This is a genomic window from Paenibacillus nanensis (genome assembly GCF_003583765.1).
In the GTDB taxonomy this organism is placed as follows: Bacteria; Bacillota; Bacilli; order Paenibacillales; family Paenibacillaceae; genus Pristimantibacillus; species Pristimantibacillus nanensis.
In genome coordinates, this window is the sequence record NZ_QXQA01000029.1 from 17,559 (window position 1) to 28,648 (window position 11,090).

Here is an 11,090-nt window from a genome sequence, read left to right on the forward strand (position 1 = left end):
CCGGGAAAGCGGCTCTAAGTTCTATTGTAACAGGGGTTGTTACGCCCCCGCTGCCTTCAATTCTTCGCGGTTTTCCCGCTCGGCGTCCTTCATGACGCGGTCGGCAACCGGCAGCGCCGCCAATGCGAATGGAAGGCACAGCGGCAGGCCCGTACGCGGGTCGGTTACGATATCCGCCTCGATATTAAAGACCTCGCGCATAATTTCCGGCGTGATTACATCTAGAGGCGACCCTTCGCCCTTAACGGTTCCGGACTTGATCGCGATCATATGATCCGCATAACGCGCGGCATGATTAAGGTCGTGAACAACCATGACGATTGTGCGGTTATTTACTTCATTAAGCTTCCGCAGAAGGTGGAGCACCTCCAGCTGATGGGCCATGTCCAAAAACGTTGTCGGCTCATCCAAGAAGAGAATATCCGTTTCTTGAGCCAATGCCATTGCGATCCAAGCGCGTTGACGCTGCCCGCCAGACAGCTGGTCAACCGGACGGTCCGCAAAATCGCTCATCCCCGTCACTTCAACCGCCCACTTTACTACTTCGCGGTCTTCTTTGCTAAGGGATCCGAAGCCCCGCTGGTGAGGGAAACGCCCATAGGATACCAACTCAGAGACGGTCAAGCCGTCCGGCGCGGTCGGATTCTGCGGCAGGATAGCCAGCTGCTTCGCCACTTCCTTCGTCGACTGCTTATGAATGGACTTTCCGTCCAGCAGAACTTTACCCTTGGATGGATTCATAATCCGAGCCATCGTCTTCAGGATGGTCGATTTACCGGACCCGTTCGCTCCAACGAGCGCCGTAATTTTCCCTTGGGGAATACCAATATTCAAATCTTGGACGATCAATCGCTCTTCATAAGAAATGTCGAGATTCGAAGTCGTTAACCGAATCATGTGACACACGCTCCTTCCGCTGCGCCTTTATCATCTAAATGGTTATCCCAAAAATTGATAACGATTATCATTTCTATACATAATGATAATGTTTCTCAGAATTAAAGTCAATTTGAAAATGATGTCTGGATGAAGACTATGTGAACAATTGGTGAAGAAAAGCCCGCAACTTACGGCCGGGGCCCTTTCGGCGGGGCTGTGTAAAGTTACGCGGCAAGCTAGTGCGGTCGTAGAGCTGGGCGGCGAGTGAGTTACCGAGTAACGACGAGCGAGTTACCGAGTAACGAGTAAATTACCGAGTGAGTGAGTGTGCGTGTGTGCATTAAGCGCGTGTGGCGCAATTATTTCACTCGTAGTGACTCCATTCTAGCGGTTTAAGCTCGCGTGGCGCAATTATTTCACTCGCAGTGATTCTACTGGCGATTTAAGCTCGCCTGGCGCAATTATTTCACTCGTAGTGACTCCATCTGGCGATTAAGCTCGCCTAGCGCATTTATTTCACTCGTAGTGGCCTCATCCAGCGGTTTAAGCTCGCGTGGCGCAATTATTTCACTCGCAGTGATTCTATCTAGCGATTTAAGCTCGCCTGGCGCAATTATTTCACTCGTAGTGACTCCATCTGGCGATTTTAGCTCGCCTGGCGCATTTATTTTACTCGTAGTGACTCCATCTGGCGATTTAAGCTCGCGTGGCGCAATTATTTCACTCGTAGTGACTCCATCTGGCGATTTAAGCTCGCGTGGCGTTATTATTTCGCTCGGACTGAACTCTTTCGGCATTTTAAATGCTCTGCCTGCTATATAAGTTACCTTCACTTTTATTACTACGTGGTCGATGCCTCACCCTTCGTCACATTAATGATGGCTGAACCGACTTAGTTCGCACTTTGCGCATAGTCCGGCACGTCTTAGACGGTATGAACGACTTATTCTGCGCTATTTCCACATCTCGGTACGATTAAGACGGTGGGACCGACTTCGTTCGCACTTTACGCACAATTCGGCACGTTTTAGACGATATGACCGACTTATTCTGCGTTATATGTGCATTTCGACACGATTATGACGGTGGGATCGACTTATTCTGCGTTATGTGCACATTTCGGTACGAATAAGACGGTGGGGCCGACTTATTCTGCGCTATTTCCACATCTCGGTACGATTAAGACGGTGGGACCGACTTCGTTCGCACTTTACGCACAATTCGGCACGTTTTAGACGATATGACCGACTTATTCTGCGTTATGTGCATGCACATTTCGGTACGAATAAGACGGTGGGATCGACTTATTCTGCGTTAAGTGCGCATTGTGGCATGTTTAAGACGGTGGAAACGGTTTATTTGCGCTAAGTGCACAACTTGGCACGATTAAGACCCGTGAAAACGACTTAGTCGCACCTGTGCAACTCTCTCTGCTTTAAGAGAGGTGTTGCGGAGTGCGGATTAGTCATTGGTCCATCGTCCGAGTCCGGCGACTATAAAGCTGCGTAGTCGACTTATTTTGTGCGTTGTGCACCCTTAGCGTTTTTGAGCGACATGGAAAAGAATAAGCTAATACTTCAAGTTGTTCCCGAACACGAGGGCGTTGCTGATTAGGCGTCCAGGCGTCGTTATAGGCCTGCCTCCCGCGTACAAGCCGGAGGAAGCGCCTCCGTCCAGGTTCATCGCTTGGTGGGCGCCCAGCTTCAGCATGATATCGCCCCACTCTCTCATCGTAGCAGCAGGAACAGTGGCTAGGAGGACGGTGCCGTCTTGTTTGACTAGAATCCCGCTTCTCGCCGCAGCATTGGTTAGAATCTTCGCTTCCGTGAAGCCTTCAGCCGACGGGTTAATCGCCAGCTTGCCGTCCTTCACCAGCCTCGGACCAGCGCCTACCGCCGTATGCACGCGGGACCAATCGACTGCTTTGCCGACTAAATTCGTCGTTTCCAGCTTATACTCAACCTTATCGCCCGCCTTAAATCGATCTGCAAGCTTCTCCTCTGCTCCCGCGAAGACAAGCACATATCCGTCGCTTGGAATGTCGACATTTTTGTTTCTGGCCTCGGACGTAACGACACCGTTCCGGACAGTGACCGCAGTACCGTACGCAAACCCGATTTGCTTCCCCTTCTTCGGCGTAAACATCACGGCAGTGGAGACGCCTTTTGCCGGCGTGCGGTTCATAAAATACGCGTACCAATTGTTCGGGTGGGAGAAGGAGCCGTTTGTTCCGCCGACAATTTTGGCCCGAAGATGGTCCATGAGCACCGTGCCGTCCCAAGTGAATCCGATCGTCGTTCCCGTATTGCCGAGAAACTCCATCTTCCCATCGAGCATCATCATGCCATAAGGCTCCGGAAGCCCCTCGTATGCGGAAAAATAAGTCCCGTTAATCGCCGCATCGGCCCCGTATGACTTTGCAATATCCATCAGCCCCTGCGCTGTGCCGACTGTTCGTTTGGCCGTACCTAGCGTCACCGGCATTCCTTTCGGAATCGAAACCGTCTGCACGGTAAAGGCCTTGCCGCTGCTAAGCTTAATCTTCTGCGCCGCATGCGTCGCTTTCAGCGTTGAGGAGGCTGCAGTAATTTCGACCGGCAGCTTGAGCTGGCCTTTATAGCCTGGCGTGATGGCCTCAACGACAATATTCGCTTTGCCGACGGCCACCGGCGTCAGGATGCCCTCTCCGCTGACGCGCACGACCTTCGCGTTGTCGGTGCGGTAGCTGACGGCGACGGGAGCGGACAGCTTCAGCTTGTCCGCGAGCAGGAGCCGCTTGCCCAGCGGCAGCTTAAGCGCCGCTGCCGCATACGTTACCGCGACGGGCCGATACGGCCCCGCCGCGACCAGCACCGAGGCGGACGCATACGCGATCCGTCCGCCGCCCATAACAGCCACGCCGCCCGCAGCAGCGCCAGCGGCGTGCTTGAAGCTGCCCGCGATCGTCCCGGCTTCGCCGTCGATCGCGATCACCGCGCCGGATCGCCCGGCGGCCAGCACAACGCCGCCCGCGCGATCCGGCGCCAGCGCCGCGGGGCTGAAGCCCCCGCCGGCCCCGCTGGCGCTCACGCGCCACCGTTCCGCCCCATCCTCGAGGCGGAACGCTACAATCGCGTTGCCGCGCTGCTCAGCGGCAACAAAAACCCCCTCGTCCCCGCCAAGCACAACCGGGGACGTCCACCCGCCGGCCGGCGCGGCGTCAAGCTCGCGCTTGAAGCGGAGCGTGCCGTCCGCTTCATAGCGCGCGAGCGCCTTGCCCGCCGCCAGCACGACGCCGCCGGAGCCGTCGGCGGCCAGCTTTGCCTCCCGCAGCGCCGGCTCCAGCTCGGCCTGCCACAGCAGTCTGCTGCCTTGCACCGCATACAAGGTGCCGTTGCTGCCGAGCGCAAAGACACCTTGGCCTGCCGGCGCCATGCCCGTTACAGATACGCCTTCGGGCAGAAGCAGCATCTCCTTCTCCCCAGCCTCGTTAAGCGACAGTACGGCGTGCTGATACGAGAAGTATGGCAATCCTTCGCCGTCCGTGATGGCGGCGGAGGGGATCAGCTTCTCCGTCTTGCCGCGGAAATAGTACATTCCCATCATTTCGCCGCTTCCTTTACTGTCATAGCGGTATAAACGGGCGCTGCCGCCGCTGATCCATATTTCACCTTTCCTGTTCATCGCGGGAGCGGTGAGCTCGGTATATTGGTTCTTGCTTATGATCGGTTTTCCGTTCTTGTCCACGATTGAGAGCAGACCATTCGCCGTCGTCAGAAACAGTTTGCCGTCTGGGAGGGCGAGCGGCGCATTCAGCTTCCCTCCCGCTTCATATTCCCAATAAACCGTTTCCGTTAGGCGGATGTTTTTGCTCTGTATATTGTCAAAAGGCGCAATCGAATGGGCGGTTTGACGCGCAGCCGCAATTTTCGCATAAATATCAATCCTTACGTTAGACGCGCTTCCACGCTCGATCCCTGCCGTTAAGCCTCCGCTGAGCGCTGCCGCCGTTACAATGGCGATTATGCGCAGCCAGCGCTTGCTGTTTTCCCTTTTCATCGCTTTATCCTCCGGCAGATTGCCTGTTGTCATTAGAAGCTATATCGGCGCATTTTGTAGAAAACTGAAGGAAGGGGATTTTAGGCGGATTTGAACCGCATGCCTAGCTTTTAGTAAACTGGTGATTAAGGAGTGGATGAACCGATGGACAAAAGATATACAATAGAAGAAGCCAACGCTCTCCTGCCTCTCATCAGGCAAGAGCTCAGACAGCTGCAGGATATGGCTGATGAGCTGGAGGAACAATATATCGCTTATCGCAAGCTTAAAGCAGTCGTACAAGGCAAGCCAAGTAAGGAAGATCCGCTATTCGAGCTGGAGAGCAAGCTGGACTTTTTGCAAATCGAATTGAATCAATACGTGGAAAACTTTACGCGCAAAGGGATTTTGCTGAAAAGCATCGAGCCCGGACTTATCGATTTTCCTGCGGTTGTAGAAGGAGAGGAAGTGCTTCTCTGCTGGAAGGAAGGCGAGGCAAGCATCACTCATTACCATGGCTGGAATGACGGCTTTATCGGCAGGAAGCGTCATCCCGAGGCCTGAGCGGCTGCCTCATACTTGGGCGCTCCGGAGCAAGCCTATTCTCTACACTCCTGCCCCTGTTCATGAATAGGATATATCAGCTTAGCCTTCGCTCAGCCACTGATCCTACGAATTCATAAACAGGAGTGAACCATTATGTCGTTTTTACCACCGTTCGGACCTCCGTTCGGGCCAGGGCCGGGACCGGGTCCGGGTCCAGGACCATTTGGCCCAGGGCCATTCCCAGGCCCCCCGGGACCGCAGCCGGGAGGCCAAGGCGGACAAATGGCGCCGACCTCGCCGCCGCCATCCTTTGTCCCGCAGCAGCAGTCCGCTTCGCTTTTTGCCGTTGATCCGGGCTCCATTCGCCGTTGTCTGTTCCGATTCACGTATATTTGGATGCATAACGGCAGCCAATTCTGGTTCTATCCCGTTTTCCTCGGACCGCGCTCAGTCGCTGGATTTAGATGGACCGGATTTTCTTGGGTGTATACCGGCTTTGATCTGCGCTCCATTCAATCGTTCAGCTGCTATTGAAAACCATCTAAAAATACAAAAAAACCCTTCGTATCCGAAGGGTTTCTTCATGTTGCTATTATGCGCGTAGAGGGACTTGAACCCCCACGGTCTCCCGCCAGATCCTAAGTCTGGTGCGTCTGCCAATTCCGCCATACGCGCGCGAAAAAGCTTAGATTTAGATCATACACGAATATGAATCGGATTGCAAGTCATTTCCTCTGGAAAATAGACCCGGCATCAACAAGATACCGGGTTCCTTCCATTCACCGTTACTCTTCTGCTCTCTCGGCAAGCATCTCCTCGGGATCAGTTACATTTAACTCAAGAGAAGTCTTTAAAATCTGGTGGTTATCCATTTCGATGATCGTCCAGCGGTGCTTGCCTTGCCGGATAGGCTCGGGCTCATCGTCAAGCGAAATCAGCTGCACCTGCAGCCAGCCGCCGATCGTATCCACGTTATAATCATTGTCGAACTTAAGGCCAAATTGCTCTTCGATATCGTCGAGAAGCACCCGACCGTTCAGTATATATTCGTTATCCGATACTTTCAAAATATCCGGCTGCTCATCCGTATCGAATTCATCGCGGATCTCTCCCACGATTTCCTCCAAAATATCCTCCATCGTAATAATACCCGCAGTCCCGCCGTATTCATCGACGACTAAGGAGATCGGTACACCGTTTTTCTGCATTTTCAGAAGCACGTTTTGCAGCGGGGACGTTTCATGTATCGCTTCGATGTCATGAATCGCGTCTTTGAGCTGAATTTGTCGCCCTAGCGCAACTTCTGTCATAAATTCTTTGGCATTTAAAAACCCGATAATTTTATCTTTATCGCCATCTTGCGTCACGGGATAACGCGTATAGCGATTTTCGTCAATAATTCGCAGTATTTCATCCGTCGGCGTGCGTTCGTCGATCGCGACCACCTGCATACGAGGAACCATAATATCCTTCGCCATGCGCTCGTCAAAAGCAAAAATATTTTGCATATAAGCCAATTCGGTTTGATTGATCTCCCCGCTTTGATAGCTTTGGGTCATGATGATCTTCAATTCTTCCTCCGAATGCGCTTGTTCATGCCCGGCAGGCTGAATGCCGAAAATGCGAAGAAACAAACGTGCGGAACCGTTCAGAAGCCAAATAAGCGGGAACAGGATTTTCCCGAATAGGACAAGCGGTCCGGACAACAGCAGTGTAAGCCGTTCTGCAAATTGAATGGCCAGCGTTTTGGGCGCAAGCTCACCAAATACGACGTGAAGAAAGGTCATCAAGGACAAGGCAAGCGCATATGAGATCGGCGTAGCCCATGCGTCGGAAACTCCCCAATCATGGAAAATCGGATGCAATATCCTCTCGATGGTCGGCTCGCCAAGAGCGCCTAGTCCCAGGGCTGTTACCGTAATACCAAGCTGGCAGGCAGAGAGGTAATAATCAAGCTCGGTAACCAGCTTTTTGGCCGCCAGCGCTTTCTTATTGCCTTCGGCGATCAATTGATCGATACGAGAAATTCTGACCTTAACAACGGCAAATTCGGCGCCGACAAAAAACGCCGTCAAAACTACTAACAATAAAACCATGAGCAAATTAATTACGATGCCTATGTCCAATACGTTTCCCTCAACAGGATTGAGGGGATTCACCTCCGAAGACGAGTACTTTTTAGTCAAGACAAGCTTATTATACGTTCGTATTTGCCAAGCGTTTCGGAGTTATCCATGATTTCGCTTATTATCCCGCAAATTGCTTGCCCTCATACGATGAGCTGGCTACCTTCGCGAAAATAAAAAGGCAGAACCGTATTCCTCATCACCGGCTCTGCCTTCCATCTTTAGGCGTTGACTGCTTTAAAACACAACTCGAACTCCCCGGGAGTCAACGGTTTATTAAAATAATACCCTTGCGCCTCATCGCATCCGATCTGCTTTAGCACTTGCAGCTGCCCGGCTGTCTCCACGCCTTCCGCCACGACTTTAAGCCTGAGGTTATGTGCAAGAGCTACGATCGCCGTCACAATCGCTTTGTCCCCTTCGCCCTCTTCAATATCCCGGATGAAGGAACGGTCAATCTTCAGCTCGTGGATCGGCAGCCGCTTTAAATAATTAAGAGAGCTGTAGCCGGTTCCGAAGTCGTCAATGCTTATAAGTACGCCTAACTGATGGAGATTGGACAAGGTGTTCATCGATTTCTCAATATCCATTGCCATACTTTCCGTTATTTCCAAGCCAAGCAACCCCGGCTCGATGCGCGCGCGTTCAATCTCTTCTTTTACAATGTCCACGATATTGTCCATCTGGAACTGTCTTGCCGAAAGATTAATACTAATCCGGCAAATGTTCCCATTGTCCATCCATTCGCGGATTTGGGAGCATGCCTCGCGAATGATCCATCTGCCGAGCGTATTCATCATGCCAAACTCCTCGACGATTGGGATAAAACGGTCAGGGGATAAAACATCGAATTCAGGATGCCTCCACCGAATTAGCGCTTCAGATCCTCTCAGTTCGCCGTTAAGCACGCTGTGCTTTGGCTGATACAGCAGAAAGAACTCGTTATTTGCAATGGCCTTATTCAAATCATTAAACATTCGCATCATTAACGGCTGATTCTCGCAGCTGTTGGAATACAACGCGTATTTCTGTGCCTTCATCGATTGCTTGGCCAAACGCATTGCCGTTTCCGCACAGTTCAGCAAAGAGTCGTAGTTCGACGCATGGTCGGGATAGACCGCTGCGCCAATGCTTGCATTCATATAAAACTCGTAACCATCCATTTCAAAAGGAATGGCGAATAAGCCGATGACTTCGCGAAGGCACTTTTCGATTTCCAGCTCTGTGATATCCTCACGGAAAATAATAACGAACTCGTCGCCGCCGATCCGGGATACATAAGCGGAGGACTTCAAGGTTCTAAGTCTTTCGGAGACGGCCAGTAAGAAAGCGTCGCCCGCAGCGATTCCGAGTGAATCATTAATCATCTTAAACTTATCTAGATCCAAATATGCCAAAAATATTTTTCGACCCGTTTTACCCGCTTGGTCGAGCACTTGAATCAGCTTCTCACGGAAAGCTCGCCGGTTCGGCAGGCTTGTTAATTCGTCTTGATAAGCTAAAGAATGGATCTTCCGGTCATTACGCGCTTTTTCCGTCACATCGGTAATCATGCCGTCAAGTCGGACGCAGACTCCGTTCACATCCATTACGGGAACGATCAGGTCATGAACATACCGAACCTCTCCTGTCCTTTGATGGATAATCCGGTACATAAGCTTAAGGATCTGGCCCTGCAATAGCTTCTCTTGATGCGCGATAACTTCATCTCGGTCTTCCGGATGAATGATGCGATTCCATAGCTTGGGGAGCCCCTGAAGGTCATCCGTCGGCAAACCGCTTATCTCCACTATAGACTCGGAACAAAGCAGAGATTCCTGATTAATCCTGTCATAGGACCAAATACCGATATCGAGATTGTTAATGATATTATTTAATTGACTCTGCGTCAGCTCAAAGGAGGATTGAATCTTTTTGGTGGACGTAACGTCCCGTATTACACCCACATACACGATTTCATTATCGTTTAAAAGCACCTTCCGGCCGGTTATTTCCGTTGCAATGATTGTACCGTCCAATCGCCTCAATCGCAGCTCAAGGATAGGCACTTTCCCTATCGATGCGTCAATCGATTGAATGTAGGCCTCGACTGTTGGGATATCGTCCTCTAAGACATAATGGTTGATGTATGTACCAACGACTTCGGATGCCCGAATCGCTCCAATGAGATTGGCGGCGGAATCGTTCGCAAATACGATGACGGAATCGCGATGAATAATTACAGCATCAAAAATACTTTCCAATATCCCATTATAGGACTCCGTATCGGTATAGCTGCGCTCAAGCAAATGATGTTCATGTTCTGGTAGCAAGCCTGCATCGCACTCCTAGATGACTATACGGCATCGATGATCGAGTTTCATTTAATTTTCATAATTCTCATATATGGGCTTGATTGTACAGCAGTCTTTGTACTTAATCAATGGTTATCTCACGTTTTCCAACAAATGCCTTGAGCAAAAAGACAAATAAAAAACCACCAATCTCTTGGTGGTTGTTCATTGTTTGGTTGGTGCGCGTAGAGGGACTTGAACCCCCACGGTCTCCCGCCAGATCCTAAGTCTGGTGCGTCTGCCAATTCCGCCATACGCGCTTGGGTGTTGCTTTTGGGTAAAAAACTGGTGAGCCATGAAGGACTCGAACCTTCGACACCCTGATTAAAAGTCAGGTGCTCTACCAACTGAGCTAATGGCTCTTGAAGAAATGGCTGGGGATCAAGGATTCGAACCTTGGAATGACGGAGTCAAAGTCCGTTGCCTTACCGCTTGGCTAATCCCCAACAGAAAGAATGGTGGAGGATGACGGGATCGAACCGCCGACCCTCTGCTTGTAAGGCAGATGCTCTCCCAGCTGAGCTAATCCTCCATGAATGGTGACCCGTAGGGGATTCGAACCCCTGTTACCTCCGTGAAAGGGAGGTGTCTTAACCCCTTGACCAACGGGCCATATGTAAATGTTGCGAACAGCTTGTCCAATGCATGATTCTCAAGCAGTTTCCTGCCAGAAAATCTGGAGCTCTCAACCGGGATCGAACCGGTGACCTCATCCTTACCATGGATGCACTCTACCTACTGAGCTATGAGAGCATGAATGGCTCCCCGAACAGGACTCGAACCTGTGACAACTCGATTAACAGTCGAGTGCTCTACCAACTGAGCTATCAGGGAACATTGCACAATGTATTGAAATGTGTCCAAGAGCATCAATTGCAATGGAAAGTGTTTTTCGCCTGATTATGTTTCCCGAAATCTCCGGAAAATACACAATCATGCTTTTCAAGGCTTGCGCCTTGAAAACTGGATACGAAAGTATTGCTGAACTTTAGCTTGTAATTGGGGTCCCCGCAAAGTATCAGGAATAATCCTCGAAGCATTCGCTTCACTTTGTGGGGTATCTTAGGATAAGCCCTCGACCGATTAGTATTCGTCAGCTCCACACATTGCTGTGCTTCCACCCCGAACCTATCAACCTCGTCGTCTTCAAGGGGTCTTACGAATTGGGAAATCTCATCTTGAGGGGGGC

Annotated in this window: 6 protein-coding genes, 8 tRNA genes and 1 rRNA gene; 2 read left to right on the top strand and 13 right to left on the bottom strand. The window is 51.2% G+C overall.

The features are described from left to right. Positions 1–39 precede the first annotated feature (39 nt). A complete protein-coding gene (locus D3P08_RS26540) occupies positions 40–897 on the bottom strand; it encodes an ABC transporter ATP-binding protein (RefSeq protein ID WP_119603148.1) in 858 nt (285 codons plus the stop codon). Positions 898–2,448: 1,551 nt separating this feature from the next. Further along, entirely contained in the window at positions 2,449–4,917 is a 2,469-nt protein-coding gene (locus D3P08_RS26550; protein ID WP_162848609.1) for a phosphodiester glycosidase family protein, read from the bottom strand. A 144-nt stretch (positions 4,918–5,061) separates the two neighbouring features. Here D3P08_RS26550 and D3P08_RS26555 point away from each other — a divergent pair, with 144 nt between their 5' ends. Both D3P08_RS26555 and D3P08_RS26560 read left to right on the top strand, forming a co-directional pair. Continuing rightward, entirely contained in the window at positions 5,062–5,460 is a 399-nt protein-coding gene (locus tag D3P08_RS26555; RefSeq protein WP_119603151.1) for a DUF2203 domain-containing protein, read from the top strand. A 135-nt stretch (positions 5,461–5,595) separates the two neighbouring features. After that, positions 5,596–5,976, top strand: a complete 381-nt coding sequence (locus D3P08_RS26560) for a collagen-like protein (RefSeq protein WP_119603152.1) — start codon at positions 5,596–5,598, stop codon at positions 5,974–5,976. A gap of 61 nt (positions 5,977–6,037) precedes the next feature. Here D3P08_RS26560 and D3P08_RS26565 read toward each other — a convergent pair. The 11 genes from D3P08_RS26565 to D3P08_RS26615 all read right to left on the bottom strand — a co-directional run. Then, positions 6,038–6,117 (bottom strand) — tRNA-Leu (locus tag D3P08_RS26565). A 110-nt stretch (positions 6,118–6,227) separates the two neighbouring features. Then, the gene (locus D3P08_RS26570) at positions 6,228–7,568 is read right to left on the bottom strand and encodes a hemolysin family protein (protein ID WP_119603153.1); all 1,341 of its coding nucleotides are present in this window, start codon (positions 7,566–7,568) and stop codon (positions 6,228–6,230) included. Between the two features lie 221 nt (positions 7,569–7,789). Continuing rightward, positions 7,790–9,880, bottom strand: coding sequence for a putative bifunctional diguanylate cyclase/phosphodiesterase (locus tag D3P08_RS26575; protein ID WP_119603154.1), 2,091 nt, complete (start codon positions 9,878–9,880; stop codon positions 7,790–7,792). Positions 9,881–10,078: 198 nt separating this feature from the next. Then, positions 10,079–10,161, bottom strand: a tRNA-Leu gene (locus D3P08_RS26580). Between the two features lie 26 nt (positions 10,162–10,187). Further along, positions 10,188–10,263, bottom strand: a tRNA-Lys gene (locus D3P08_RS26585). Between the two features lie 9 nt (positions 10,264–10,272). Further along, positions 10,273–10,347, bottom strand: a tRNA-Gln gene (locus D3P08_RS26590). Positions 10,348–10,357: 10 nt separating this feature from the next. Further along, positions 10,358–10,433: transfer RNA gene (locus D3P08_RS26595), tRNA-Val, on the bottom strand. 5 nt (positions 10,434–10,438) lie between these two features. After that, positions 10,439–10,513: transfer RNA gene (locus tag D3P08_RS26600), tRNA-Glu, on the bottom strand. Positions 10,514–10,578: 65 nt separating this feature from the next. Then, positions 10,579–10,654 (bottom strand) — tRNA-Thr (locus tag D3P08_RS26605). A 5-nt stretch (positions 10,655–10,659) separates the two neighbouring features. Then, positions 10,660–10,735, bottom strand: a tRNA-Asn gene (locus D3P08_RS26610). Between the two features lie 229 nt (positions 10,736–10,964). Continuing rightward, a 23S ribosomal RNA gene (locus tag D3P08_RS26615) occupies positions 10,965–11,090 on the bottom strand; the annotation flags it as partial.

Excerpts from the sequence above, each read along its gene's own strand:
- D3P08_RS26540 (WP_119603148.1), bottom strand. The coding sequence starts at position 897 with ATGATTCGGTTAACGACTTCGAATCTCGACATTTCTTATGAAGAGCGA.
- D3P08_RS26555 (WP_119603151.1), top strand. The coding sequence starts at position 5,062 with ATGGACAAAAGATATACAATAGAAGAAGCCAACGCTCTCCTGCCTCTC.
- D3P08_RS26550 (WP_162848609.1), bottom strand. The coding sequence starts at position 4,917 with ATGAAAAGGGAAAACAGCAAGCGCTGGCTGCGCATAATCGCCATTGTA.
- D3P08_RS26560 (WP_119603152.1), top strand. The coding sequence starts at position 5,596 with ATGTCGTTTTTACCACCGTTCGGACCTCCGTTCGGGCCAGGGCCGGGA.